Origin of the sequence: Natronomonas amylolytica, assembly GCF_037031205.1 — an archaeon.
GTDB lineage: Archaea > Halobacteriota > Halobacteria > Halobacteriales > Haloarculaceae > Natronomonas > Natronomonas amylolytica.
Genome location: NZ_JAYEZM010000004.1, coordinates 366748 through 391925, shown reverse-complemented (window position 1 = coordinate 391925; position 25178 = coordinate 366748). Strand labels below are relative to the sequence as shown.

32 protein-coding genes and 1 pseudogene are annotated in these 25178 nt (G+C 65.1%); 18 read left to right on the top strand and 15 right to left on the bottom strand.

The annotated features are described in order from the left end of the window. Positions 1 to 33: 33 nt before the first annotated feature. A pseudogene (locus U5914_RS07780) lies at positions 34 to 828 on the top strand (enoyl-CoA hydratase/isomerase family protein); the annotation flags it as partial. A 24-nt stretch (positions 829 to 852) separates the two neighbouring features. Here the strand turns inward: U5914_RS07780 and U5914_RS07775 are convergent. Further along, positions 853 to 1602, bottom strand: coding sequence for an SDR family NAD(P)-dependent oxidoreductase (locus U5914_RS07775; protein ID WP_336135185.1), 750 nt, complete (start codon positions 1600 to 1602; stop codon positions 853 to 855). A 49-nt stretch (positions 1603 to 1651) separates the two neighbouring features. Then, positions 1652 to 2440 carry an enoyl-CoA hydratase/isomerase family protein gene (locus tag U5914_RS07770; RefSeq protein ID WP_336135184.1) on the bottom strand — a complete coding sequence of 263 codons (789 nt, stop codon included), beginning with the start codon at positions 2438 to 2440 and terminating at the stop codon, positions 1652 to 1654. Positions 2441 to 2559: 119 nt separating this feature from the next. On the opposite strand from U5914_RS07770, the gene U5914_RS07765 reads away from it, so the two are divergent. Then, the gene (locus U5914_RS07765; RefSeq protein WP_336135183.1) at positions 2560 to 4257 is read left to right on the top strand and encodes an acyl-CoA mutase large subunit family protein; all 1698 of its coding nucleotides are present in this window, start codon (positions 2560 to 2562) and stop codon (positions 4255 to 4257) included. After that, entirely contained in the window at positions 4254 to 4676 is a 423-nt protein-coding gene (locus U5914_RS07760) for a cobalamin B12-binding domain-containing protein (protein ID WP_336135182.1), read from the top strand. Before U5914_RS07765 ends, U5914_RS07760 begins: the two co-directional genes overlap by 4 nt. A 24-nt stretch (positions 4677 to 4700) precedes the next feature. On the opposite strand, the gene U5914_RS07755 is transcribed toward U5914_RS07760, so the two are convergent. Further along, a complete protein-coding gene (locus U5914_RS07755; RefSeq protein ID WP_336135181.1) occupies positions 4701 to 5465 on the bottom strand; it encodes a DUF7260 family protein in 765 nt (254 codons plus the stop codon). An 837-nt stretch (positions 5466 to 6302) separates the two neighbouring features. After that, positions 6303 to 6923, bottom strand: a complete 621-nt coding sequence (engB, locus tag U5914_RS07750) for a GTP-binding protein EngB (RefSeq protein ID WP_336135180.1) — start codon at positions 6921 to 6923, stop codon at positions 6303 to 6305. Positions 6924 to 7660: 737 nt separating this feature from the next. Here engB and U5914_RS07745 point away from each other — a divergent pair. From U5914_RS07745 to U5914_RS07735, 3 genes are read left to right on the top strand one after another with little or no spacing between them, the layout of a single operon-like run. Continuing rightward, positions 7661 to 8050 carry a 30S ribosomal protein S6e gene (locus tag U5914_RS07745; protein WP_336135179.1) on the top strand — a complete coding sequence of 130 codons (390 nt, stop codon included), beginning with the start codon at positions 7661 to 7663 and terminating at the stop codon, positions 8048 to 8050. Between the two features lie 20 nt (positions 8051 to 8070). After that, positions 8071 to 8484, top strand: coding sequence for a DUF7112 family protein (locus tag U5914_RS07740; RefSeq protein ID WP_336135178.1), 414 nt, complete (start codon positions 8071 to 8073; stop codon positions 8482 to 8484). Then, positions 8481 to 8930: a DUF5807 family protein gene (locus U5914_RS07735; protein WP_336135177.1), complete on the top strand. Its 450-nt coding sequence runs from the start codon at positions 8481 to 8483 to the stop codon at positions 8928 to 8930. Before U5914_RS07740 ends, U5914_RS07735 begins: the two co-directional genes overlap by 4 nt. A 24-nt stretch (positions 8931 to 8954) precedes the next feature. Here U5914_RS07735 and U5914_RS07730 read toward each other — a convergent pair whose 3' ends face one another. Further along, on the bottom strand, positions 8955 to 10034 hold the full coding sequence (locus U5914_RS07730; protein WP_336135176.1) for a DHH family phosphoesterase: 1080 nt from the start codon (positions 10032 to 10034) through the stop codon (positions 8955 to 8957). A gap of 70 nt (positions 10035 to 10104) precedes the next feature. Then, positions 10105 to 10542 carry a universal stress protein gene (locus U5914_RS07725; protein WP_336135175.1) on the bottom strand — a complete coding sequence of 146 codons (438 nt, stop codon included), beginning with the start codon at positions 10540 to 10542 and terminating at the stop codon, positions 10105 to 10107. 77 nt (positions 10543 to 10619) lie between these two features. On the opposite strand from U5914_RS07725, the gene U5914_RS07720 reads away from it, so the two are divergent. Next, positions 10620 to 11054, top strand: coding sequence for a universal stress protein (locus tag U5914_RS07720; protein WP_336135174.1), 435 nt, complete (start codon positions 10620 to 10622; stop codon positions 11052 to 11054). A 64-nt stretch (positions 11055 to 11118) separates the two neighbouring features. Here the strand turns inward: U5914_RS07720 and U5914_RS07715 are convergent, their stop codons facing one another. Next, entirely contained in the window at positions 11119 to 11982 is an 864-nt protein-coding gene (locus U5914_RS07715) for a hypothetical protein (RefSeq protein ID WP_336135173.1), read from the bottom strand. Between the two features lie 108 nt (positions 11983 to 12090). Between U5914_RS07715 and U5914_RS07710 the strand changes: the two genes are divergently transcribed. From U5914_RS07710 to U5914_RS07695, 4 genes are all read left to right on the top strand, one after another. Next, entirely contained in the window at positions 12091 to 12642 is a 552-nt protein-coding gene (locus U5914_RS07710) for a hypothetical protein (RefSeq protein WP_336135172.1), read from the top strand. 130 nt (positions 12643 to 12772) lie between these two features. Then, on the top strand, positions 12773 to 14071 hold the full coding sequence (locus U5914_RS07705) for a TIGR00341 family protein (RefSeq protein WP_336135171.1): 1299 nt from the start codon (positions 12773 to 12775) through the stop codon (positions 14069 to 14071). A gap of 63 nt (positions 14072 to 14134) precedes the next feature. Beyond that, complete coding sequence (locus U5914_RS07700) at positions 14135 to 14890, top strand: SIMPL domain-containing protein (RefSeq protein ID WP_336135170.1); 756 nt, start codon at positions 14135 to 14137, stop codon at positions 14888 to 14890. Between the two features lie 76 nt (positions 14891 to 14966). Further along, on the top strand, positions 14967 to 15413 hold the full coding sequence (locus tag U5914_RS07695) for a hypothetical protein (protein WP_336135169.1): 447 nt from the start codon (positions 14967 to 14969) through the stop codon (positions 15411 to 15413). Here U5914_RS07695 and U5914_RS07690 read toward each other — a convergent pair. Further along, positions 15410 to 16390: an NOG1 family protein gene (locus tag U5914_RS07690; RefSeq protein ID WP_336135168.1), complete on the bottom strand. Its 981-nt coding sequence runs from the start codon at positions 16388 to 16390 to the stop codon at positions 15410 to 15412. The two genes, U5914_RS07695 and U5914_RS07690, sit on opposite strands and share 4 nt — an antisense overlap. 140 nt (positions 16391 to 16530) lie before the next feature. Between U5914_RS07690 and U5914_RS07685 the strand changes: the two genes are divergently transcribed. From U5914_RS07685 to U5914_RS07675, 3 genes are all read left to right on the top strand, one after another. Next, the gene (locus tag U5914_RS07685; RefSeq protein WP_336135167.1) at positions 16531 to 16890 is read left to right on the top strand and encodes a DUF5518 domain-containing protein; all 360 of its coding nucleotides are present in this window, start codon (positions 16531 to 16533) and stop codon (positions 16888 to 16890) included. Positions 16891 to 16992: 102 nt separating this feature from the next. Beyond that, entirely contained in the window at positions 16993 to 17313 is a 321-nt protein-coding gene (locus U5914_RS07680; protein WP_336135166.1) for an ASCH domain-containing protein, read from the top strand. A gap of 42 nt (positions 17314 to 17355) precedes the next feature. Next, positions 17356 to 17553 carry a hypothetical protein gene (locus U5914_RS07675; RefSeq protein WP_336135165.1) on the top strand — a complete coding sequence of 66 codons (198 nt, stop codon included), beginning with the start codon at positions 17356 to 17358 and terminating at the stop codon, positions 17551 to 17553. A gap of 329 nt (positions 17554 to 17882) precedes the next feature. On the opposite strand, the gene hisE is transcribed toward U5914_RS07675, so the two are convergent. The 4 genes from hisE to U5914_RS07655 all read right to left on the bottom strand — a co-directional run bounded on the left by hisE (position 17883) and on the right by U5914_RS07655 (position 20329). Then, a complete protein-coding gene (hisE, locus tag U5914_RS07670; RefSeq protein ID WP_336135164.1) occupies positions 17883 to 18182 on the bottom strand; it encodes a phosphoribosyl-ATP diphosphatase in 300 nt (99 codons plus the stop codon). Beyond that, a complete protein-coding gene (locus U5914_RS07665; protein ID WP_336135163.1) occupies positions 18182 to 18625 on the bottom strand; it encodes a bifunctional nuclease family protein in 444 nt (147 codons plus the stop codon). The genes hisE and U5914_RS07665 overlap by 1 nt, the downstream gene beginning before the upstream one ends. Before the next feature lie 96 nt (positions 18626 to 18721). Then, a complete protein-coding gene (pdxT, locus tag U5914_RS07660; RefSeq protein WP_336135162.1) occupies positions 18722 to 19300 on the bottom strand; it encodes a pyridoxal 5'-phosphate synthase glutaminase subunit PdxT in 579 nt (192 codons plus the stop codon). Between the two features lie 66 nt (positions 19301 to 19366). Beyond that, positions 19367 to 20329, bottom strand: a complete 963-nt coding sequence (locus U5914_RS07655; RefSeq protein ID WP_336135161.1) for a cation diffusion facilitator family transporter — start codon at positions 20327 to 20329, stop codon at positions 19367 to 19369. Between the two features lie 65 nt (positions 20330 to 20394). On the opposite strand from U5914_RS07655, the gene U5914_RS07650 reads away from it, so the two are divergent. After that, positions 20395 to 20925: a metallophosphoesterase gene (locus U5914_RS07650; RefSeq protein WP_336135160.1), complete on the top strand. Its 531-nt coding sequence runs from the start codon at positions 20395 to 20397 to the stop codon at positions 20923 to 20925. A gap of 279 nt (positions 20926 to 21204) precedes the next feature. Here U5914_RS07650 and U5914_RS07645 read toward each other — a convergent pair whose 3' ends face one another. Continuing rightward, the gene (locus U5914_RS07645; protein ID WP_336135159.1) at positions 21205 to 22032 is read right to left on the bottom strand and encodes an ArsR/SmtB family transcription factor; all 828 of its coding nucleotides are present in this window, start codon (positions 22030 to 22032) and stop codon (positions 21205 to 21207) included. 77 nt (positions 22033 to 22109) lie between these two features. On the opposite strand from U5914_RS07645, the gene U5914_RS07640 reads away from it, so the two are divergent. After that, entirely contained in the window at positions 22110 to 22307 is a 198-nt protein-coding gene (locus U5914_RS07640; protein ID WP_336135158.1) for a DUF7859 family protein, read from the top strand. Positions 22308 to 22328: 21 nt separating this feature from the next. Here U5914_RS07640 and U5914_RS07635 read toward each other — a convergent pair whose 3' ends face one another. Further along, positions 22329 to 23339, bottom strand: coding sequence for a threonine aldolase family protein (locus tag U5914_RS07635; RefSeq protein WP_336135157.1), 1011 nt, complete (start codon positions 23337 to 23339; stop codon positions 22329 to 22331). Positions 23340 to 23539: 200 nt separating this feature from the next. On the opposite strand from U5914_RS07635, the gene U5914_RS07630 reads away from it, so the two are divergent. Further along, complete coding sequence (locus tag U5914_RS07630) at positions 23540 to 24019, top strand: RNA-binding protein (protein ID WP_336135156.1); 480 nt, start codon at positions 23540 to 23542, stop codon at positions 24017 to 24019. Between the two features lie 29 nt (positions 24020 to 24048). Here U5914_RS07630 and U5914_RS07625 read toward each other — a convergent pair whose 3' ends face one another. After that, the gene (locus tag U5914_RS07625; RefSeq protein WP_336135155.1) at positions 24049 to 24258 is read right to left on the bottom strand and encodes a hypothetical protein; all 210 of its coding nucleotides are present in this window, start codon (positions 24256 to 24258) and stop codon (positions 24049 to 24051) included. 250 nt (positions 24259 to 24508) lie between these two features. On the opposite strand from U5914_RS07625, the gene U5914_RS07620 reads away from it, so the two are divergent. Further along, positions 24509 to 25165, top strand: a complete 657-nt coding sequence (locus U5914_RS07620) for a helix-turn-helix domain-containing protein (protein ID WP_336135154.1) — start codon at positions 24509 to 24511, stop codon at positions 25163 to 25165. The last annotated feature ends 13 nt before the right edge of the window (positions 25166 to 25178 follow it).

The window sequence follows — 25178 nt, the reverse complement described above, 5'->3', positions numbered from 1 at the left end:
GAACCACCACTTTCGACTCGAACAATGCAACACGAAGACATTCCAGACCTCGAAACGCTCCGGCTCGAATACCCCGAGCCGGGCGTCGCCCACCTCGTATTGAACCGCCCGGACAACCTCAATTCGGTCAACAAGACCGTCCTCACCGAACTCTCGGAGGTGATGGATATCGTCGAGGAGGATTCCGACGTCCGGGCGCTGCTGATAACCGGCGCGGGCGACGCCGCCTTCTGTGGCGGCGCCGACCTCCAGTTCATGGGCGAGGGGCTCGACCCCTTCGATGCCGTCGAGTTCTCCCGACTCGGCCAGCGCGTCTTCGGCCGACTGGCCGAGCTTTCGGTGCCGGTCGTCGCGGGTATCGACGGCTTCGCGCTCGGCGGCGGCATGGAACTGGCGACGTGTGTCGACCTCTGTGTCGCAAGCGAGAGCGCGGAGTTCGGCCAGCCCGAAATCAACCTCGGCATCCTGCCGGCGTGGGGCGGCACCCAGCGTCTCAGTCGGCTGGTCGGCGAGCGTCGCGCCCGCGAGATAATCTTCACCGCCGAGCGGTACGACGCCGAGACGATGTACGACTACGGCTTCGTCAACGAAGTCGTCGACGACGAGGAACTCGCCGAGCGGGCGCTGGAGGTCGCGACCGACCTCGCGGCCGGCCCGCCGCTCGCGCACAAGGCGACGAAGATGGCGATGCACGCCGGCCGGGACGACATCGACGCCGGCCTACAGGCGGAATCCGATGCCTTCGGCCTCCTGTGGACGACCGAGGACACCCGCGAGGGCATCGACGCCTTCCACGACCGGCGCGAACCGGAGTTCGAAGGGAAGTAACGGCGGCCGCAGTCGACTACCTTTTTAAGCGCACGAGAACCCGCCGTCGATGACGAGCGTCTCGCCGGTGATCCAGTCGGCTTCGTCGCTCGCGAGGAACAACATTGCGTTGGCGACGTCTTCGGGCTGGCCGAGTCGCCGGAGGGGGTACTCCTCGGCCATCCGCGAGGCGATGTCCTCCCACTCCTCGTCGGAGTGGTCGCCCTTCGGCATCGAGGTCTCGGTGACGCCGGGACAGACGGCGTTGACGCGGACGCCGTCGGGTCCCGCCTCGGCGGCGACGGCGCGGGTGAGATTGACGACGGCGCCCTTCGTCAGCGAGTAGCCCGAGTAGTTCGGCGACCCGATGACGCCCGCCAGCGAGGCGGTGTTGACGATGGCGCCCGTCCCCTGCTCTTTTAAATGCGGCAACGCCGAAGCGGTCCCGTTCCAGACGCCCTTGACGTTGACGTCGATGAGTCGGTCCAGTATCTCGTGGTCGAGACCCTCCATCGGCGTCGCGTCGTGCATGATGCCGGCGTTGTTCAGCAGGATGTCGAGGCCGTACTCCTCGGCGGTCGCGTCGATGGCGTCGCGGAACGCCTCGAAGTCACGGACGTCGAGTTCGTGGGCGGCCCCGTCGCCGTCGATGGCATCGACGGTTTCGCGGACGCCCTCGAAGTCCACGTCGGCGCCGACGACGGTCGCGCCCTCGGCGGCGAACCGCTCGGCTGCCGCTCGTCCCAGTCCCGAACCTGCACCAGTGATGAACGCGGTCTTTCCAGCGAGTCGCATACCTCCGTTTGGCGAAGCGGATATAAAAAAGGCGTCGCCGGCCGGGTTCCTATCGCCCCTCGAATTCGGGTTCGCGCCCTTCGAGTCGCGCCTCGAAGCCCTCCTTGCGGTCGCGGCTGCCGTAGACCTGCATCGCCAGCCGGTGTTCGGTCTCGAGGCCGTCCTCGAGGGGGACGTCGAAGGTCGCCTGAAAGGCCTCCAGTGCGTTCCGAATCCCGAGCGGTGCCTTCTCGGTCAGGTCGTCGGCCAACTCCCGTGCGCGGGCGTCGACGTCGGCCTCGGGGACGACTTCGGTCACGAGGTCACACCGGTCGGCCTCCTCGGGGTCGATGTACTCGCCGGTCAGGACCAGTTCCTTCGCCTTGCCGATGCCGACGATGCGGGGGAGTCGCTGCGTCGAGCCCTGATGCGGGAAGATGCCGAGGGTGACCTCGATGATGCCGTATTTGGTCTCCTCGCCGAGCACGCGGAGGTCCGCGGGCAGCGTCAACTCGAAGCCGCCGGCGATGCCGGCGCCCTTGATGCCCGCGACGACGGGCGTCGTCGATTCGTCGATGGTGTTCAGAAGCGTCCGGAACGACCGCTGGAACTCGTCGTGCTCGTCGACGTCCTTCTCGTGCATCATCTCGAGTTGGAAGCCGGCACAGAAGACGTGGCCTTCGCCCAGCAGGGCGACCGCGCGAACGTCGTCGTCCGCGTCGACGCGTCGAATCGCCTCGGTGAGGTCCGCGACGGCCGCCTCGTTGAGGGCGTTGCGTTTGTCCGGGCGGTCGATGATGACGTCGGCGCGCCGGTCGTCGTACTCGATACGGACGTGTCCGTTCTCCATCGATGGCATACGTCCGCATCACTCGGCGCTGTCAAAAGCGTTCCTCTGAACGGGCGCGTGGCCCGGCGGACAGCCGCCGACCGCGGGAATGAGAACTGTTTTGGTACGGGCTATCATTAGACACAACCATGTTCGACGAGGAGGATTTAGCGGAGATACGCGGCGAGCGGGAGCGGTGGGAAGACGAGACTCTTGAACCGTTTTTGGAGCGCGGCGAGCGGAAGGACGACTTCGTGACGGTGTCGAATCACGAGGTCGACCGCCTGTACGGGCCGGAAGACATCGCCGAGATGGATTACGACGAGGACCTCGGCTTCCCGGGTGAACCACCGTATACCCGTGGCCCGTATCCGACGATGTACCGTGGTCGGACGTGGACGATGCGGCAGTTCGCCGGGTTCGGGACGGCCGAGGAGACCAACGAGCGGTTCCACTACCTCATCGACGAGGGACAGACCGGGCTGTCGACCGCCTTCGACATGCCGAGTCTGATGGGCATCGATTCGGACCACCCGATGAGTGAAGGCGAAGTCGGCAAAGAGGGTGTGGCCGTCGATACGCTTCGAGACATGGAGATTCTCTTCGACGGCATCGATATCGGTGAAATATCGACGAGTTTCACCATCAACCCCTCCGCCCCCGTGATTTACGCGATGTACATAGCGCTCGCGGACCAGCAGGGCGTTCCGCGCGAGGAGGTTCGCGGGACCCTCCAGAACGACATGCTCAAAGAGTTCATCGCCCAGAAAGAGTGGGTGATTCCGCCCGAGCCGTCGCTGGACGTCGTGACCGACACCATCGAGTTCGCCGTCGAGGAGACGCCGAAACTCCACCCCGTCTCCATCTCCGGCTATCACATCCGCGAGGCGGGGTCGACAGCGGCCCAAGAGGCCGCCTTCACGCTGGCCGACGGCTTTGCCTACGTCGAGGACTGTCTGGACCGCGGCATGGACGTCGACGAGTTCGCGCCGCTGTTGTCCTTTTTCTTCAATTCCCACAACTCGATTTTCGAGGAGATTGCCAAGTTCCGCGCCTCCCGTCGCATCTGGGCGAACGTCATGGACGAGTGGTACGGCGCGGAGACCGACGCCGCCAAGCGTCTCAAATTCCACACGCAGACGGCCGGCCAGAGTCTGACCGCTCAACAGCCGTTGAATAACATCGTCCGGACGACGGTGCAGGCGATGGCAGCAGTGCTGGGCGGCACCCAATCGCTGCACACGAACAGTTACGACGAGGCCCTCGCATTGCCGAGCGAGGATGCCGTTCGAGTGGCGCTCCGGACCCAGCAGATTCTCGCGGAGGAATCCGGCATCGCTGACATCGTCGACCCAATGGGTGGCTCGTTCGCCATCGAGAAGTTGACCAACGAGATGGAGGCCGAAATCATGGCCTACATCGAGGAAATCAAGGAAATGGGCGATGGGTCGGTTCGTGACGGCATCCTCGAGGGGATTCCGCAGGGCTACTTCCACCGGGAGATTCAGGAGGCCTCTTACCAGTACCAGAAGCGCGTCGATGCAGGCAAGGAAACCGTGGTCGGCGTCAACGAATACCAGATCGACGAGGAGACCGACATGGACATCCTGCAGGTCGACCCCGAAACGCGGGACCGGCAACTCGACCGGCTCGAAGCGGTCAAAGACGAACGCGATGACGCGGCGGTCGAAGACGCCCTCGACGACATCTCCGCGGCCATCGAGAACGACGAGAACGTCATGCCGCCGATTATCGACGCGGTGAAAGCCTACGCCACGATGGGCGAGATTATGGAGGTCTTCGAGGACCACTACGGTTCCTATCAGGAGACGGTTAGCCTCGCATGAGCACCGAACAGGAGCCGGACGGCCGGTCGATTCGGTGTCTGGTGGCGAAGGTGGGCCTCGACGGCCACGACCGGGGCGCCCACGTCATCGCGCGGGCGTTTCGGGACGCCGGCTTCGAGGTCATCTACTCGGGGCTTCATCAGTCGCCCGCGGATATCATTCAAGCAGCGGTCCAAGAGGACGTCGACGTGTTGGGCATCTCGATTCTTTCGGGTGCCCACGACACGCTGGTGCCGAAGATAATCGACGGCCTCGAGGAGTTCGACGCCTTCGAGGACACCGTCGTCCTCGTCGGCGGCATCATTCCCGACGAGGACCGCGAGGAACTGTACGCCCTCGGCGTCGACGCGATTTTCGGCCCCGGCGCCGAGATGCAGGAAACCATCGACTTCGTCCGCAAAAACGCGCCCGAACGATAGGGTTCGACGCCCTCGGCGGACAGTTCAATCCGACGACGCTTCGAGGCCGCAGTCGCCGGTGCCGTCCGGTGTGTGGGTGGCCGGATCGGTCGGCTCGCGGCGACACCGTTCGATGCGCCGTCGTGTTCCTGCGAGGGCACGTAACGCCGGGAATTCGGTTTCGAGGTCGTCGTAGAGGTACTCGTTGAGCGCGTGTGCCTCGACGTCCGCCCCGTCGATGGCTCGTTGGTTGGCGATGTGGCGCTGTCGCTGTTCGGAACGGCGGTCACACCGCTCGACGGCGTGTTCGTAGGTCTCCCAGACGTCCACGAACCGGTCGAACTGGAGGCGTCGGAACGAGCAGGCTGGCAGTTCCCGAAGCGTGTCCTCGATGTCCAGTACCGTCTCCCGAACCGTTCGTATCGACTCGTGTTCGGCCTCAAGAACCCGTATGAATCCGGTTCGCGGTTCGATGGCCGCGTTCGTCGCGACCAGCAGGTCGCGCTTGAACTGCTGTGTCACCGGCTCGTCTTCCTGGAGGGACTCCGCCAGCGACGGCGTGAACTCGGTTTCGAGGCTCTCCGAAACCGGTTCGTCGTAGGCCGCCTCGAAATCCGGCGTGGACATGACCGTCTCCCGATACGCTTCGAGTAGCGTTCCGGTCCGCGTCCCGCCCTCGTCCGTGGTCGTTTGAGTTCGGCTGACCGACGCACGAAACGCCTCGAAGGCCTCACGCTCCCGCTGGAGGCCTCGCTTTTCGGCCGCGATACGTTCTGCCGCCCGGTCGAGTATCTCACATTCAGTGGTCATGCTATTCCTGTAGGCTGTCGCTACGTCTCCACCCATCACGGACTGTCGTGGTATTATCTATCACGGTATGACTTAACAGTATCTCTCCACCTCACCTTCAGGAACAGTTCGGGCCGGAACCGCTTCGTCACACCGGGACGCTATCGGACAGGAAGGCGAAATCGATGGCCGATCTAATATATGTATTCTAACCTATATCACTTATGTACAAAAGAGAATACGGTTGCGAAATTGCGTTTAGTGCAAATGTGACTGTCGGGCCTCGTTCGAGAGGCGAGCGGATGACTGATGGCGCGTGTAAGCGTGGATTCTTATTTGTCCAGCATCAAGAGCGGATGGTGGCGGTGACGACAGTTACCCCCTCTGAGCCCCTTGTGATGAGGGACTTTCTCTGAGCCACCGTTCCTACTCCTGACGAGACAATTCACCAAGCAACGAGCGGTTAGCATCCGCGCGAGCGAAGCGAGCGCGGTTTGCTCAAAAGAGCGCGAAGCGCTCTTTTGGCATGCCACAGGAGCGAAGCTCCTGTGTAGCTCGCAAATCTCCGATTTGCTCACTGACAAAAGGCGGCCCATGGCCGTCTTTTGAACCACGCCGCGCCGACCAGGGGGAGGCGCGGGACCGAGACCCGACCGTAGGTCCCGCGAACGGAGTGAGCGGGAGCGTTGGAAGACGAACGAAGTGAGTCTTCCTGAGGGAGGGTCGACGTGTCTTTTTCATCGAAGTGGTTCGAGAGTCGCCTCTGGCGACTCTCGTCATCCAGCGAATCGCCTATAGCGATTCGCTCGGATTTTTGCCGGTCGCTCGCTGACGCGAGCGACCGGGCAAAAAGTTCGGTTAGAAGAACTTGAACAGGTCGTCTCGCTTCTGCTCGTGCAGGTGGTGTCGAACCGCGTCGTTGAGCGGTTGGATAGTGCCGCGTTTGGCGGAGATGGGCGCGAGGATGTGGTCGAACTGCTGCCACGGGGGATAGAGGCCGAGGCGTTCGGCGAGGTCGTCGAGGCGCTCGTCGCGGTCGTCGACCTTGTCCATCTTGTTGACGGCGACGACGGCGGGGATGTCGAGTTCCTGCAGGAAGCCGAACATCTCGACGTCGTGGGGAATCTCGTCGTCCCCGGAGTGGCGGTCGATGATGTCGACAGCGGCCTTGCCGTCGACGACGAGGATGCCGACGAGGATGTTGTCGGCGTACTCCTCGAGGTACTGGACGATGTTGCGCTTGATGTCCTCGCGGACGTCCTTGGGGGTGCCGGACATGAAGCCGAAGCCCGGCAGGTCCGTGATGACGAAGTCCTCCGAGGTCCAGTCGTAGTGGTTGGGCTTCGTCGTGACCCCGGGGCTGCCGCCGGTGGCGAACTTGCTGTGGCCCGTAATCTCCCGCATCAACGTCGACTTGCCGACGTTGGACCGCCCGATGAGGACGACCTCCGCATCGCGGTTCGGGCGTGAATCGAACATATCACTCGTAGCGCGCTGGTCCGGATAAGCCGACCGGTTCTGCTGGAATTGGAGGATTTTGTGGAGTATGCTGTTCTCTGGGTTCCGACTGTTACTCAAAAGGGACTGCCCCCTCCGAAGCCCTCGGCCGACTCGACTCGCGCGGCTCGCTGCGCGCCTCATCGCTCCCTTCGGTCGCTCTTGCGGTGCTTGCGTCGCCGTGCTTCGCCGACCCGCCCTCGCCCTTCGATTCCGCCAGGCAACCGCGGCCACACACCTCCCCAACCGACTCCCTCCTTCGCTGCGCTCAGTCGGTCGTCCCTCGCACGGTTTCGTCCGACCGCCGCTCACGAGATGTTCGCGGCGGTCGGCCAGCGCGCGCCATTTATAAAACCAATTGGCCGGGAGCGCGTGCGGCCCGTCAGGGCCGTCGCGCGACCCGGGGGAGGGCAGGGCTGTGCGGTCCCTGGAGGACTGAAAGGGCGAGGCGCGCTGGCGTTTATATAGTCGCTGAGCGGCCCCTATCCGAGCGAAGCGAGGATATGCCGCTCAGCGACCGCCAGCACGCCGAGGGCTTTCGAGGTGGTAGCAGTCAAGAAGTCGCCCAGTTCGATTTATAAACAATCGAGGAACACAACCCCACAAGAGCAAAACACCCGCAAGCGAGCCGAAGCGGACGAATATAAACCGAATCATACAGACCTTGACCACCAATACGTTTCAATACCCTTTTGCCGCCGCACCGAGTGTCATCCCGTATGGCAGACTTTCAGGTCGTCGTCGGGGACGAGGACGGCACTACGTACTCCTTCGAGGTGGACGGACAGGACGCGAACCGCTTTATCGGCCGCTCCATCGGCGAGACCGTCGATGGCGACGCGCTCGGCCTCTCGGGCTACGAACTCGAAATCACGGGCGGCTCCGACACGTCGGGCCGACCGATGCGCGAGGACGTCGCCGGCACGGACACCGCCGAAATCCTGCTCGAGGGCGGCGTCGGCTTCGAGCCGAGCGTCGACGGCGAGCGCAAGCGCGTGACCGTTCGTGGCGCCGAAATCTCCGACGACACGCGACAGATCAACGCCAGCATCGTCGAACAGGGCGAGGAGTCCATCGACGACCTCCTCGGCGGCGAGGACGACGAGTAACGACCGCGGTTCATTCTTTCATGCCGAGCCTTTCTTCAGACGGTGTCGAAACCGTCCGTGCGTCGATAGAGCAGGCTGGCGCGTTGAACCGCCCGAAAATCGTCGTTCCCGAGGGGACGATGCCGGAGGGCGTCGTCCGCGTCGAAGCAGGAAACACGACCTACCACGCCGACGTGCAGGTCGGCCTCGACGACGAGGTCGAGGTTCGCGGTCTCTACGAGAACGTGCGTCTCGCCCGCGAACGCGACGGCGAGAACCGACTGAGCGAGTGGGTCGACGAGAAGGGCCTCGACGCCGGCCGCTCGGCGCTGGTCGATATCGTCGTCGACGGCGAACAGTACGGTCTTCGGGCACCCGGTGAGGACGCGGTCTACCGCGTCGCCGACAGCCCGGACGACAGCCTCGCCTCGATAGCGGAGGACCTCGACGGATGACCGAGGACGGCGAGGGCAAAAGCGCCCTCTACGATGCTTTCCTCGAGGGCGAACGTCCCGACGATATCCTCATCTACCTCCACGAGGAGGGCGTCGGCTCCATCGACGACCTGCTCGAAATCGGCACGCGCGTCGACGAGGGCGTCGTCCTCGTGTTGCCGGGCGACGACGGCAAGGCCGCCTTCCAGAGCGCGACGGGGCTCGACGCGATGGATTTCGCCGGACAGGCGATGCAGACCGACGGCGAGGTCGCCGAGGACTGCACCAGCGGCACCTGTCCGGAGGCCGGCGACGACGCCGAACATTACGTCAAGTTCGTCTTCGCCTTCGCCGAGGAACAGAACGAGTCCGTCGGCGGCATCTACGCCGAGGGCGACGTCATCCACGCCTACGCGGCCTGTGCCTGCGGGACGACCTACTCGGATAAGTGGGTCGTCGAGGAATAGCGGGTCGGGCGCTCTTTTCGAACCCTATACGTCGGCTTGCGGTTCCTCGTCGTCGAGGTTCCGGAAGGCGTCGAGGATGACCTGCTTGGTGATGGCGCCGCGGGTCGTCCAGTGGTGGGCGTAATCCAGCATGTCGTCGTAGATGTCGGGCTTGCAGCCTGCGGCCTTCGGATGGCCGCCGCCGTTGACCTGCGCGGCGACCTCGTGGCAGCGCTCGAATTCGTCGGTGCCGCGAATCGACGCGGAGCCGGCGGGTTTGACGATGACGGAGGCGTCGGCACCGTCCTCGCGCATCGCCTCGGCGACCTCGTTTTGCGAACAGCGGCCGTAGGTGACGCCGACCGTCCAGTCGCCGATGGCCTTGTACTCGGCGCGGTTGACGGCCTTCTCGATGAGCGCCTCCTTCTCGACGCGCCGTTCTTCGAGGAAGTCCTGCACGTCGCCGGGGAGGTCGGCGCCGTGTTCGGTCACCGTCTCGATGTACTCCTCGGGGTCGGCCCAGTGGGAGTAATCCGCGAGGTCGTCGCTGCGAGGGTCGTCGCGAATCCAGAGGTCGTGGTCGCGGGTGACTTCGGCGAGGTCGACGAAGCGGTCGTCGAAGTCGTAGTCGAGCGAGCGCAACGCCACGTCGGTCGTACACTCCTCGTCGGAGTTGCCGACGACCAACTCGGCGTGTTCGCGGACGAGTTCGGCGTATTCGTCGTCCCACTGGTGGTGGTCGAACCAGCGGACCGAGTCGGCGAGTTCGGCCACCAGCGGCAGGGACTCGATGTCGTACTCCGAATCCGGACAGAGGTCGCAGACGTAGACGTCGAGGCCGGGGTCGGCGTACTCGGCGACGTATTCGAGGGCCTCGGCGAGTTCGTGGGGGCCGGCGGGCAGGAGTGCGGCCTCGCCGAAGGCCCACCGGAGGAGGGCGACACAGCCGAGGCCGTCGGCGTCGGGGTCGGCGATGACGACGCGGTCGGCGTCGGCCAGCGTCTCGCGGGCCTCCTGTTCGGCCTGTGCGTCGTCGAGCGAATCCGGCATGAAAAAGCCCTCGCCCGGAAGCACCGAGCGGCGGCTGAGGGGAAGCGTCTCGTCGTCGATGAGCCAATCGTCCATACCCACGGGAGGGGCGCCCCGGGGAATAATCCCTCGTTCGGCGGCGGGTGCGTGTCGGTGTCTCGGCCGGCTAATCGAGTTGTCGCACCGTCAACACGGGTTCGGGCGAGGTCCGGACGACGCGCTCGGCGACGCTGCCGAGCAGAAAGGAGTGCTCGCCGCTCCGGCCGCGGGTGCCCATCGCTACCGCGTCGGCGTCGATGTCCCGGACGTAGCCGACGATTTGCTTGGCGGGGCGGCCGACCCGGACCGCGGTTTCGAGGTCGACTGGTTCGTCGCGGGCGTCGTTTGCCTCCAGTACGGCGTCCAGCGCCTCCTGGCCCTGCTCGTCGAGGGCCTGCCGGACGTCGCTGTGGAGCCGTTCGGGCAGGGACTCGACCTGTCCCTCGTTGATGATGTAGAGCGCGTGGACGGTGGCGTCGAACTTCGCCGCGAGGTCGAGCGCACAGTCGACCGCACGCGCGACGCTCCGGGAGCCGTCGGTCGCGACCACCACCGTCTCGAACATACCCGATTGTCCGCTCGCCCTCGGCTTAAAACTACCCGCAGACACAGCTTTTTGATGGCCCGGAGCGAGGGTCCGATATGCAGGTCGATACGGTCCTCGTCCCGGTCGACGGCTCCGAGGCGGCGATGGAGGCCGTCGAGTACGCCACGGCCGTCGCCGAACGGTACGAAGCGGGCGTCCACGCGGTCTATCTCGTCGCCGAGAACGCCGGCGACGCGATGGCCAACGGCGACATCTCCGCGGCATCGGTCGCCGAGAACGCCGAGTCCATAATGGCGACCGTCCGCACCCTCGCCGGCGAGGTGCCGGTCACCCACTCCTCAGCCTGCGGCTTCTCGGTCACGCGACTCTCCCAACATCCCGGCAGCGTTATCCTCGACGTCGCCGAGACGCTGGAGGCGGATTTCGTCGTCGTCCCGCGGGAACCCGTCACTGGCAACCCCGAGGCGGTCATCGAGAAGGCCGCCGAGTACGTGCTGGCCCACGCCTCTCAGCCCGTGCTTTCGGTGTAACAGCAGACATTCCTACGGTTTCGTTATTCACCGTTGGTCGTGAAAATCACTTGATTCAAGGGAGTTACTGAGGGCAGCTACCGTCCGGACATGGGTCTCGGTAGCCTTCACAGCAGGCTTTCGGACAATCCCCACTGCAGCAATAGCCCGTATATTCGCTCGAACAAGTTCCAGCCTGACAGCAGATTCGAATTTCACCGCACGATGGGTAACATCCGGTATACCGTTCACAGCGGACCCAGCAGGTCCCGAACAGGATTACATCGTTTTCGCCGAGTACAGTCCCCTTTTCCTCAACGATATCAGTGACATCACGGTCCGGATCGATAAGACGCTGAGGAACCTCTTTTTTGATCCCCCTCTCTATCTCAGGGGTTGAATGCGCATACGCGTCTCCAGTTGCAGGAATCACACTAATAATGAACTCTGTAGGCTGATCGATCGCGCCCTCGTCAGCGGATAGCTGTATCTTGTAATATAACTCCGAACGGAGCAGACCGTCTACTTCCCTCAAGCCGACATATGCTGATTCGGTATTGGTTTCTTCAACACCGATCTCCGAAAATGCGGTACCCGTTTGAAAGGCTTCTATGCCGACGGCTGTCGACTCAAAAATACCTTTTTTCGAAAGCATCTGCATAAGGTCTCCTTCATGTTCCATGAACTGCTCCGTGAGAAGTGTTTTCTCCTCGCTGGTTGCAACATGAGCTTCTGTTGGGCGGTACTCAGAACGTTCAGTATAGTACCTGGCAACTGGGTCAGCTATCTCAGGGCTTGTGGATGCTTCAGATTCACCAACGGTACTACTCGCTAAGCCGGTTGCACTCGCTCCGGCAGCTGCGCGAAGAACAGTACGCCGCTGAATCTTTGAGTCGTCTGGCCCATCTTCAACGCTCCCCCGGATTTTCCTGACCAAATCTCGGAACATGATAACTACATCAACCCTAGTATAAAAAAAAATCTTTCAAAATATATTTTGTAAATATAGGAAAGAATATGGGTAAGTATTATACGTTTGAGTTATAAATTAGAAATTATGAACAGGCGGAAGTTCGTACGAGCCCTCGGCGGAATCACTCTCGGCGGGACAACCGCGCTTGCGGGGTGTTCGGGGCTGGATCCGGGATACACCGGTGGCAGCGAAGGCGGCGATACGGTGACTGCGACCGTCGGCGCAAAAGAACTCTGGATGGGCCACAAGCGAGAGGGTCGGGAACCAGGCTCGACGTCCGTGATTCACTTCGGTCCGGAGGGTGCGTGGATAGACGAACGAATCGAACCGCGCATCGACGCGGACAGCGAGGACATCGAGGTCGGGGATTCGCTGTATGATCTCCCGATTTCGGAGATATTCACGGAACTGGACGGCATCAGGACGTGGATAGTCTTCGGACTCGATATCAGTACGCCTGACGAGATTAACGGTAACGAACAGGTCGACGACGATAGCGAGTACTACTGGTATGCTGCGCCAACGGCGTTCTTCGACCACGTCGACGTGAAGTCGGAGCACACCTTCAGGGTCGCAACGCCTGGCGAGTACTACGACGGGGCGGGGCACGGTCGGATCATCGACATCGTGGACTGACGGGGGACCAGTCCAGTTCGAGGCCAGTCACGTTTCGGTTTCGTGTCTATCCACTACCGACCACCGCGTCCGTTTCCTGCCATCGACCCGACGGCGACAGGATTAACGCGGTGCCGGTCGAGGTGCCGGTGTGCGACTCGTTCAGGTGACCATTCCGGCCGGCAAGCGGGAGACGGTGCTCGACGTCCTCGACGAGCAGGGCATCGACTACGTCGTCACCGACGAGACCAGCGGCCGGGAGTACACGGCGGTCGCGTACTTCCCGCTGCCGACGAACGCGGTCGAACCCATCCTCGAAGAACTCCGCGAGGTCGGTCTCGACCGGCAGGCCTACACGGTCGTATTGAGCGCGGAGACGGTCGTCTCAGAGAAGTTCGACCGCCTGAAAGAGGAATACGAGGAGGAAAACGGCGAGAGCGGCGACCGCATCGCCCGACAGGAACTGGTCGCCCGCGCCGAGGAGTTGGCTTCCGCGTTGCCGACCTACGTCGTGATGACCGTCGTCTCGGCGGTCATCGCCACCGCGGGCCTCCTGTTGAACTCGCCGGCGACCGTCGTGGGGTCGATGGTCATCGCGCCGCTTATCGGCCCCGCGATGACGGCGGCGGTCGGCAGCGTCGTCGACGACGCCGACCTCTTCCGTCGCGGCGTCGTCCTGCAGGTTCTCGGCGTCGTCCTGTCTATCGTCGCGGCGACGGCCTTCGCCATCTTCGTGCAGGCGGCGAACCTCGTGCCGCCGGGACTGGACCCGCTGGGGCTGACCGAAGTCGAGGAACGGCTCTCGCCCAACTTCCTCTCGCTGGTCGTCGCCATCGGGGCCGGCGTGGCGGGCGCGTTCAGCCTGATGACCGGCATCAACGCCGCGCTGGTGGGCGTCATGATCGCCGTCGCGTTGATTCCGCCCGCGGCGACGGTCGGCATCGGCATCGCCTACGGCATCCCCGCGCTGGCGGTGGGCTCCAGCGTCCTCGTGGCGGTCAACGTCCTCTCTATCAACCTCGCGGCGCTGCTGGTGCTGTGGTACTCGGGGTACCGCCCGGAGCACTTCTTCCGTCGGGACCGCGCCCGCGTCGCGACGCTCAAGCGGGTCGGCGTCCTCGTCGTCGCCATCGCGCTGCTTTCGGTGTTCCTCGGCGGCGTCACCTACGACTCCTACCAGACGGCGACCACCGAACAGGACATCCGACAGAGCGTGAACACGGAACTGGAGGACCCCGCCTACGAGAGCTACCAGCTCGTCGAACTGGAGGTCGAGACGACCTCGGAGTACGTCCTCTTCCAGCAGGCCGATTCGGTCGTCGTCACCGTCGGCGTGCCGCCCGACGCTCCACGTCCGGGACTGGCCGACGCGATAGAACGCCGCCTCGCGACCGAACACGGCCTCGATATCGACGTGCAGGTGCTCTACTTCGAGGTCGAGCGAAGCTAAGACTCAAAGGCGCGTTTGATGTTTCGGCGTTTATAGGGCAGTTCCCGACGGAGACGGACGTGTATGCAACGAGATGCCCTCCCGGTGTTGGTCGTCGTCGTCGCGCTTCTGGGCGCGGCACTGGCCGGCGCCGCAGTCGTGACCGCAACGAACGACGACGGGACCGCCAGCGGTCCCGCCGACCGAGCGATAACCGTCGACGCGACCGGCGAGGCCCAAGCACCGCCGAATCAGGCCGTCGTCCGCGTTGCCGCCACCGCCGAAGGCGACAACGCGAGCGCGGTGCGTGATGCGCTCGCGGCCGATGCGGACGCTCTCCGCGAGGAACTGACGGCGGCCGGCATCGACGAGTCCGCCTACGAGACGACCGAGTACCGCATTCACGAACAGCGGCGCCCGCCACGAGAGGGCGAGCGCGAGGAACCGACCTACCGCGGCGTCCACGCCTTCGAGGTGACGCTGGATGACCCCGACCGCGCCGGCGACGTCATCGACGCGGCCGCCAACGCCGACGCCGAGGTCGGCGCCGTCCGGTTTACCCTCTCGGAAGAAACGCGCGACGAACTCCGCGAGGACGCCATCGCCGACGCGATGGGCGACGCGCGCACGCAAGCCGACGCCATCGCGGCCAACGGCGGCCTGCAGGTGACCAACGTCGCCACCGTCGACGCCTCCCAGCAGCGGTACCGCCCGATCAGCTACGACGGCGCTGCGGCGGTCGCCGAGCGCTCGGCCGGCGCGGACACGCAACTCGACACCGGCGAGGTGTCGGTCTCCTATCAGGTGCGAGTGAGCTACAACGCGACCGCGGCGAACTGAACGGCCGCCACCGCTCCGGACCCCCGTTCGGCCGTCCAGCCGGCTATTTTATCCCCGCATCGCCCCTACTGTACGTATGGACACGCGGACCGTCGAGTCGTGGGACCAGGCCGTCACGGTAGCCCGCACCCTCGACAGCGGGGCGTCGGTGACCGTACCGAAGGCCGCCGAACCGACGCTGCCGGGCGACCTCGACCTCCAGCGGTCGAACTTCCCGTGGTCGATTCACAAGGGCGCGGTCTCGGTCTACCGCGAGAAGAAACGGGACGACCACCTCCAGATACGGGAGTATCCCACCTCGTGGGTCGTCTCTCTCGACCGCTACAACCCCCATTACGACCCGGTCGAACACGCGACGGTCGACATCCCCGCCCACGTACTCATCGCGATGGGTGCGCTCACGCCGGTCCGGGGCTATCGCTGGGTATTCGGCGACCGTCTGCCCTCGCCCGCGGCCGGCATCGCCTTCACGACGGCCGCCGTCGGGATGGTCCCGAAAATCGGCCGGTCGCTCCTGTTCTAGTTCTCCTCGAACGGGAGTTCGGGCTCGTAGCCGACCGCCTCGATGACCGCATCGAGGACCTCCTCGACGTTCTCGCCCGTCTCGATGCTCATGTAGTGGTCGGCCTCGACGTCGGTCGAGCGGTCGGACTTGTTGCAGACGACGACGACCGGCACGTCGAACCGCGATTCGACCTCCGCGAGCAGTTCGAGTTGGTCCTCAAGCGGGTAGCCGCAGGCCCCGCTGGCGTCGACCATATATAAGACGGCGTCGGCGAGATGCTCCAGCGCGGAGACGGCCTGCGATTCGATGGCGTTGCGCTCCTCGGAGGGCCGGTCGAGGACGCCGGGCGTGTCGACCAACTGATAGCGGATGTGGTCCCGCTCGATGTGGCCGACGTTGATGCCCGTCGTCGTGTAGGGGTACGACGCTGTCTCGTTCGTCGCGTTGGTGACGTTGTTGACGAAGGAGGACTTGCCGACGTTGGGGTAGCCGGCGACGACGATGGCGGGTTCGTCCGCGCGGATGTCGGGCAGGACCTTCAGCGCGTCGCGGGCCTCGCCGATGGCCAGCAGGTCGTCGGCGACGCCCTCGGTCACGTCCGCGAGGCGGGCGAAGGCCTGCTTGCGGAGCTTTCGAGCGGTGTCGCTGTCGGCGTTGCGGATGCGGCCGTGGTACTCCTCTTTGAGGTTCTCTATCTGCCGGCCGGCGCTCATGACCGACGAGAGGTGCTGGCGGAGGTTGTCGACGCCCCCCACGTCGGTTTCGGCGAGCGTCGCGTCGGCGAGTTCGTAGTAGAAGTCGTCGACGAGTTCGAAATCGGGCCACGAGGTGACGACGTTCTGGAGGTTGTCCGACAGGATGTTGGCCGAGGTCTGGAGCATCGACTCCTGGGCCTCTATCCCCTGCTTGGCTCGCCCCGCGCGTGCCGCCCGCGAGAACGCCTTGTCGACCAACTCCTCCGACCGGGGCGTCGTCGGAAGGTCTTCGAAGTGCATACCCCCGTTTGGTCGTCCGCCCGTATAAGAAGCGTGTCTCGCGTACGGGCGGCTCACCCCCTCTTGGGCCGAAAGCGAGGGCGGGCGACCGACACGAGACGGCCGACAGCCATTTGCGCGACGGCGGCCTACCCGAAGCCATGACGAACTGGCGTGCCGTCCTCATCGGCGCTCTCGTCGGCATCGTCGCCGGACTTTTCGCCTTCGCGCTGCCGGTCGTCGGCCACGTCGGCGCGGGACTCATCGGCGGCTTTGCCGCCGGCTACGTCGCCGGTGGCGGCCTCCTCAGCGGCGCGTGGCACGGCCTGCTCGCGGGGGCGCTGGGCGGCCTCCTGCTGGCGGTCATCGCCGGCCTACTGGTCGCGGTGGTCGGCCTCACCATCGGCGGGCCGGTCGGCGCGCTGGGCGGCCTCGGCGTCTTCGCCATTATCGCACTCATCGCCTTCCTGCTGGCGGTCGACAGCGCCATCGGCGGTGCACTGGGTGGCCTCCTCGATTGATACGGATATCGTAACGATTTGCCGGTCATCGCCGACAGGGGCTGGCGATGACCGGTAACGGACTACAATAATCCGTATGGGGCTGGCGCCCATACCACGGGTATGGCACGCATCGACGCCGACGCACTCCTGCCGAACGACCGCGTCAAAGGGGCCGCCCTCGACGGCGATATCACGCAACTCAGCCGCGGCGCCGGGAACCGCTACGCCGCGGAAGGCGATACCTTCGAGGTCGACGACACCACCTTCGAGGTGACCAGCGTCGAGGAGCGCACGCTCGGCGATTTGACCGACGCCGACGCGAAGCGCGAGGGGTCGCCGTCGCTGGAGGCATATAAAAAGCGGATGAAGAAGGTCCATCCCGGCGATTTCGAGTGGGACGAGACCAGCGAGATACTGACCTACCGGTTCGAGGCGCAGTAATCCGGGGCAGTCGTTTTGTTCCGGCGGCCCGATTCGTCGGGTATGTTCGCCCCCGCTGAACCCTTCGCCGAAGCCCTCCGGGACTTCCTCCAGACGACCCTCGAAGACGCCGTTATTTACGGCGAAGACGGTGAGACCGTGATTCACGAGGGCCCAGCGACCATCAAACCCGACGGGTGGGTCGAACTGCCCGACGGGCGGTTGATCTCGCCGGGCGCGATTCATCATATCGAGCCCTAGGAGTAGCTCGATTCGGTTCCGACCGCTGCTCACGGTGACGGTCGCGGCGGTCGGCCAGCGCGCGCCATTTATAAGGTTACTCGGCCGGGAGCGAGTGGCCGCCCTCGGCGGCCCTCGCGACCCGGGGAAGGGCAGGCGCGATGCGGGGCGGTCCTCGGCGGAATGAAAGGGCGAGGCGCGTTGGCGTTTATATAGTCGCTAAGGAGGCACTATCCGACCGAAGGGAGGATAGTGCCTCCTTAGCGACCGCCAGCGGGCCGAGGGCTTTCGGGCTGTTTGCGGTCACGGGGTCGCCAAGCTCTGTTTATAAATAAATCACAGAAAAGCGGTTACCGACGCTCACGCAACTCAGCACGCAAATCAGCGACGTCCATGTCCTTCATCGACAGCAACACGAGCATGTGGTAGACGATATCGGCGGCCTCGTGGGCCAGTTCCTTGTGGTCGTCGTCCTTGGCGGCGAGAATCAGTTCTGTCGATTCCTCGCCGAGTTTCTCCAGCACAGCGTTCTCGCCTTTCTCGTGGGTAAACAGCGAGGCGGTGTAGGAGTCCTCGGGCAGTTCCTCCTTCCGGGATTCGATGACGGCGAACAGTTCGTCCAGAATCTCGTCGGTCGAAGCCTCGCTCATCAGGCCATCACCTCGCGGACGTCGTCGAGGTCGTCGTACTCCTCGGGGGCTTCTCGACCCGCTTCGAAGACGCCCTCCTCGATTTCGATGTCGGCGTTGGTGCGGGCCGCGAGCGCTAGCGAGTCGCTCGGCCGGGCGTCGACGACGGCCTCCGTGCGCGGCGTCTCGATGTGGAGGTCGGCGACGTAGGTGTCCTCGTCGAGGCCGGAGACGACGACGCGCTCGACGCGGCCGCCGAGTTCCTCCATCACGTCGAGCATGAGGTCGTGGGTCAGCGGCCGCCCGATGTCGGTGGCGTCCTGCCCGCGGGCGATGCTAGTCGCCTCCTCGACGCCGATGAATATGGGGAGGACGTCCTCGTGTTCGTCGACGCCGAGGAGGACGACCGCCGCGAGTCCCGTGGGGGTCTCGGCGACCCGGACCCCGTCGATGTGTGCGTCCATACGTCCGAAACGGTGCGCACGGCTAAAAACGCGTTCGTCTGCGCGAAAAACCGTGCTCGGCGCGCGTTCGGTGCGAGTCGACGGACGCGTAGCGGGCTACTCGAAGAACGCCAGCCCGTGAACCCGGGAGTCCTCGGTGAGTTCGGGGTGAAAGGCGGTGCCGACGATGTTGCCTTCGCGGACGGCGACGACGCGGTCCTTGGCGGTCGCGAGGACGTCGACACCGTCGCCGACCTCGTCGACGGCGGGCGCGCGAATGAAGACCGCGGGGAAGGGCGAATCGAGTCCCTCGACATCGAGGTGGGCCTCGAAACTGTCCTTCTGTCGGCCGAAGGCGTTGCGGTCGACGGTCACATCGAGGATGTCGAGCGTCTCGACGCGGTCGTCCTTGGCGTCGCGGCTGGCGACGATGAGGCCGGCACAGGTGACGAGCATGGGCTTGCCGTCGGCGGCGAAGGCCCGAATCTCGTCGTCGATGCCCTCGTCTCGAAGCAGTCGGGAGATGGTGGTCGACTCCCCACCGGGCATGAGCAGGAGGTCACACTCGGGGACGATGCCGGGGTCGCGAATCTCCTCGACTGCGACGGACTCGCCGTGGCGGTCGGCGGCCCGGCGGATGGCGTCGGCGTGTTCCGAGACGTCGCCCTGGACGGCGATGACGCCCGCTGTGAGCATACCGACTCTTGCCGACTGGCGGGCAAAAAGGACTCGAAAGGCGGCGCCGGTATCGACTGCGCCGACTTAGTCCGCGGGCTCGATGTAGACGAACGCGACGCGGTCGTCGGCCTCGCGGAGCGTGTTCTCGATGTCCTCGATGGCGAGGTCGACCTCGGCGGGCGTGAGGTGCGTCTCGAACCGCACGTCGCCGACCACGAGGACCTTTTGGGGGCCGACGAAGGTCGTCTGGAGGTCGTCGACGCCGAGGATGCCCTCCCCGTTGGCGACGATCTTCCGGAGGTCCTCTTCGGCCGTCTTTGCGAGGCTCTCGCCGAGGATGAGCCGCTTATTCTCGATGGCCAGTAGGACGGCGAAGGACATCAGGAGGATGCCGATGACGATCGCGCCGGCGGCGTCGTAGACCGGGTTTCCGGTGAAGCGGCTGGCGAAGATACCGATTAGCGCGACGACGAGACCGACCAACGCGACGGTGTCCTCGGTGAAGGCGGTCAGCGTCGAGATGTCGCTCGTCCGGTCGAAGGCCTCGCGGTAGCCCGACCAGCCGTACTGCTCCATCTGGCGTTGCAGTTCGGCGTTGGCCTTCACGAACGCGTAGGTCTCGAAGCCGATGGCGCCCAGCAGGATGATCACCGACAGCCAGAAGGGGTCGACCGGCAGCGGGATATCGATGGTGTAGCCGAGGAACTCGGCGGCGCCGGCCTCGGTCTCGCCGCCGCCGTGGCGGACCTTCTCGTAGCCGTGTTTGAGGCTCTCCCAGCCCGCGATACCGAACAGCAGCACCGAGACGAGGAAGGCATAGAAGAACTGTGCCTTCCCGTAGCCGAACGGATGGGTGCGGTTGGCCTCCTGTTGGCTGTACTTGATGCCGACCAGCAACAGCACCTGATTGCCCGTATCGGAGATGGAGTGATAGGTCTCGGCCAGCATGGAGGGACTCCCCGTCAACAGAAAGCCGAAAAACTTCAGGACGGCGATGGCCCCGTTCGCGAACATCGCGGCGATGACGACGCCAGTACTACCTGCCATACGCGACCCACTACCCGACGGGACTAAGGCGTTGGTGTCATAGGTCCCCTCGCCGTAGCGGCGGTATGCTCGTCGCCCTCTCGGATACCCACGGCCGCGAGTCGACCCGACTGGAGGGTCGCACCGCCGAAGCCGTCGATTCGGCCGAACTCGTGGTTCATGCCGGCGATTTCATGACCGAGCCCGTCCTCGACGCCTTCGAGGCCCGCTGTGCGTTGTGCGGCGTCTACGGCAACAACGCCACCGACCCCGTCCGCGAGCGCCTGCCCGCCGAACGAATCGTCGAGTGGCGGGACCTCCGTATCGCGGTCACCCACGGCCACCAGAAGACCGAGACGGCGCTGTCGATGTTCGCCCGGCAGTCCAGCGCCGACCTGCTCGTGTTCGGCCACTCACACCGACCGGAGTTCCGAGAGGGGACCGTCCCGATGCTCAACCCCGGCAGTCACGCCGACCCGCGCTGGAACCGCCCGGCCCACGCCGAACTGACGTGGGACGACGACGCGGGTCTCGCTCGCGGGCGACTGGTCGAACCCACTGGCGAGGTCTTCGAGGAGTTCACCGTCGAACCGCGGGCGGTGGACGCGGAGACGTGACTCCGCGCTGTGGACGCGGAGACGTAACTCCGCGCTGTGGACGCGGAGACGTGACTCCGCGCTGTCGGTGAGATAATTCGGGCGGAGACGGGTGGGTGGATGAAGGGTGCGCCGAACGCCGATCGGGCAAGGGCAAGCGCCAGCGGGGTGGAGGGCTGAGATGGACGGTTGTAGACCGTCCGGAGCGTTCAGCGCATCCGTTCCTACGACGGGTACTTATAAGGTAGCGGCGAAAGGTCAAACCCCGATTTTAGCTATCGAAAGCCCACGACAGCGGCGCTACGTTCGGGTCCGAACGTAGGTCACCGCCACGAGGACCGTCAGCACGGTCGCGCCGCCGAGGAAGAAGGCCACGCCCGGCGGGAGGCCGCCGCCGAACAGGCCGTCGACGAGCGCGGGCAGGTCGAGGGCGCCACCGCCCTCTGCGGCTTCCGTGGCGACATCGGTCGGCGTCGGGGTCATCGTATCGGCGGCGACTTCGGCCTCCGTTTCCGGAGGGGCTTCCGTCGGCACCGGAGTTCCCGTCTCGGTCGACTGGATGCCGATATCGCCGCCATTGCCGCCGCCCGTGGGCGTCGGTGTCGGCGTCTCCGTCGGTGCCGACTCGGGCGTCGGCGTGGCCGTCTCGGTGCCGGCGCCGGCGGGAGCGGCGCTGTCCTCACCGGCGCGGAGGATGCTCCGGCCGAACAGTTCCTGAATCGCCACGGCGCCGACCGCCAGCGCGAGGAAGCCGCCGAAGAGCCGCGAGAGCGCCGCCCGAAGCCCGGAGGCGCGTTCCTGCTCGCCGGCGAAGATGACGAGCGGGCTGTCGGCGGGGCCGTAGACGTTCATCTCGCGGCCCTTCTCCGAGTAGGCGGTGCCGACGACCTCGATGGCGCCGGCGTCTTCGAGCTTTTCGAGGTGATACTGGGCGTTCTGCAGCGACGTATCCACGCGGTCGGCCAACTCGCCCGGTGGGGCGGGCTCCTCGTGGAGTTCCGAGAGAAGCCGCCGGGCCGTCGTCGAGGAGAGCGCGGCCATCAGGTCGTCGGCCTCCTCGCTGTCGAGGCCGACGACCCGCGGCTCGCTGTCCGGGGAAACGTCCGGACTGGAGGGCAGGAGGCTCATCGCCAATTGGTTATGAACCCGTGAGCATGAACTTTGTTCCCCGAAACGCCTTTGGGCCGGCGCGGCAACCGCCGACTATGTACCCGCTCGTCTCCCTCGCCGGGGCCGTGGCTCCCTTCGTCGGCGGTTCCGTCTTCCCCGGCGGCGTCGACGCCACGCTCGTCGGCATCATCGTCGTCCTCCTGCTCATCGTCTTCGGCCTCTTCCTGTTCGTCCGCCGCATCCTCCTGAGCTTCACCGAAGGGCTCCGCAGGGGCCGCGAGGGCGGCGAGTAATCCGACGCCGAACCGCCAGCGTCAGCCGCGAACCCCCTCGATACGCCGAATCGCAGACTCGACGTCCTCGCGGTCGACGTCGAGGTGCGTACAGAACCGAACGACGTTGTCGCCGAAGGCCGAACCGAGTACGTCCCGCTCCGCACAGCGTTCGAGGAACCGTTCTGCGGGTTCGTCGGTTTTCACGAGGACGATGTTCGTCTCCGGTTCGCAGGCCGTCAGGCCGTCGAGGGCGTCCAATCCGGCGGCCAGCCGCCGGGCGTTCTCGTGGTCGTCGGCCAGTCGCTCGCGGTTCTCCAGTGCGATGAGCCCCGGTGCGGCGATGACGCCGGCCTGCCGCATGCCGCCGCCGAGCAGTTTCCGGGCGCGGTGGGCTTCCTCGATGAACGCCTCGCTGCCGGCGAGCATCGACCCGACGGGCGCGCCGAGGCCCTTCGAGAGACAGCACATCACCGAATCGACGTTCGCGACCAGCCGTGAGGCGTCGGTATCCAGCGCCGTCGCGGCGTTGAACAGTCGCGCGCCGTCGAGGTGGACCGATACGTCCCGGTCGTGAGCGGCCTCGCAGGCGGCGTCGATGCGGTCGGCCGCGATGGCGGTGCCGCCCTTGCTGTTGTGGGTGTTCTCCAGGCACAGCAGGCCGGTTCCCGGCCGGTGGTCGTCGGCCTCGACGTAGCCGTCGGCGACCGCCTCGGGGGTGACGACCCCGCGGTCGCCGCCGTCGATGGTTCGGACCTGTAGCTCCGAGTGCTGGGCGAGGCCGCCGAGTTCCCACTTGTAGATGTGGCTCTCGGCCTCGACGAGTGCCTCCTCGCCGCGGTCGGTGTGGACGCGGGCGGCTATCTGGTTGCCCATCGTCCCCGAGGGCACGAACAGGGCCGCCTCCTTGCCAAGTACCTCCGCGACGCGCGCTTCGAGTTCGTTGACCGTCGGGTCCTCGCCGTAGACGTCGTCGCCGACCTCGGCGTCGGCGGCGGCCTCCCGCATCCCGAGCGACGGCTTGGTCACCGTATCGCTCCGTAGGTCTATCATACCGACATGCGGGCCGCCGCGGTCTTATATGGATTGCTGTAGTCTTTTACCGGCTATCGCCGACTGTACGGGCGATGGCCGGTAAATCGTTACAGCAATCCATATTAGCGGTGACGGGACGGCGGTGCGGCGGCGAGTCGTCGCTTTCTGTCGCCGCCTCGGACCGGCGGTTTTTAACTCGTGACGCGCCAAGTTCGGGTATGGACGTCAAGTCCCGCCACCACCTCCGGTCGGACGAAATCAGCGAACTGGAGGGCGACCTCGCCGAGAAACTCGGCGTCGACCTCGATGGCGACAGCTACGAGCGCGTCGAGTTCGACGACGTCGACCGCGAGGTCGTCCTCGTCGACGGCGACCCGCTGGTCGCTTCCTTCGACGGCGAACTCTTCCTGACGGTCGTCGGCGCCAACGAACACCCGCCCGAGAACCACGTCGTCACCGTCGATTCCGGTGCCATCTCCTTCGTCTCCGACGGCGCCAACATCATGCGGCCCGGAATTACGGAAGCCACCGACGACATCGAACCGGGCGACCTCGTGGTCGTCGTCGAGGAGAACCACGGCAAGGCGCTCGCGGTCGGTCGCGCGGAAGCACCGGGCGATGACATGGTCGGCGACTCCGGAAAGGTCGTCGAGAACCTCCACCACGTCGGCGACGACCTCTACGAGTTCCACGTCTGAGGGGTCCGGGCGGAACGACGACGCGCTTTTCAGTCCGAGGCGTCCCGCGCCTGCAGTTCCAACACCATGACTTCCCAGTCCGTGTCGGCGCCGTCGGTGCGGTACTCCCACGCGCCGCGCGGGTCGACGTCGTTTTCGAGGGCGGTCAGCAGGAGTCCGTGAAGTGCGGCTTCGAACGCTTCGGGGCTCGTGATTTCGGCATCGAACGGCGCATCGTCGAACGGGGAATCGTATGTCATGGATTGGAAATCGGGTTCATGCTGGTCGAGACGCTCTCGTCGGTCACGCCTCGGGAGGTAACGTCTCGACGAGATCGTCGCTCGAAGAACGGGACACCCTGAATGCCTCCTGCGTTTGCAACTCTACGCTCACCAAGGTCCGCATGGCGGATAGTAGTACCGAAAAGCATGGTGTATCATGTCTCGAATCGCCCGAACCGGCCGATGGTGGGGAGTCTTTAACGCGTCGGAGCGGAAACGCCCCTATCTAATGAGCGTCATTGTCGAGGCGTCGCTTCCCGCCGAGGCCTTCGAACTCGGGCGCATCCTGCGGGTCGAGGGGTCGACGCAGGTGTCCCTCGAGACGATGGTCCCGCTGGGCGGCCGCCCTACGCCCCTCGTCCGCGTCCGTAACGACGCCCGCGAGTCCTTCGAGGCGGCCGTCCGGGACCACCCCTCGGTCGACGGCTTCGAGTCGGTCGCGTCCTACGACGCGGAGACGCTGTATCGCTTGACGTGGACGCCGTCCGACGAGACGCTCCTCGGGACGCTGCTGGAGTTGGATGGGACCTTGCTCGCGGCGACCGGCGGCGCCGAGCGGTGGAACATCGACGTCCGGTTTCCCTCCAACGACCTGCTCTCGGCGTTTCAGGAACACTACACCGACGAGGGGATTCCGCTGACGGTCGAGCGGGTCTACAAGCCGACCGAATCGACCGACAGTACATCGCGGGGGCTGACACGTTCACAGCGGGAGGGCCTGACGCTCGCGGTCAGCGAGGGCTACTACCGGCTTCCCCGGGAGGTTTCGACGCAGGAACTCGCCGAGGAACTCGACATCTCCGATCAGGCCGTGACCGAACGCCTCCGCCGGGGCATCACGAGTCTCGTGGAGAACACGCTGTTGGTGGCGGGCGGGGATTCCTGACCGGGGTGTTGCC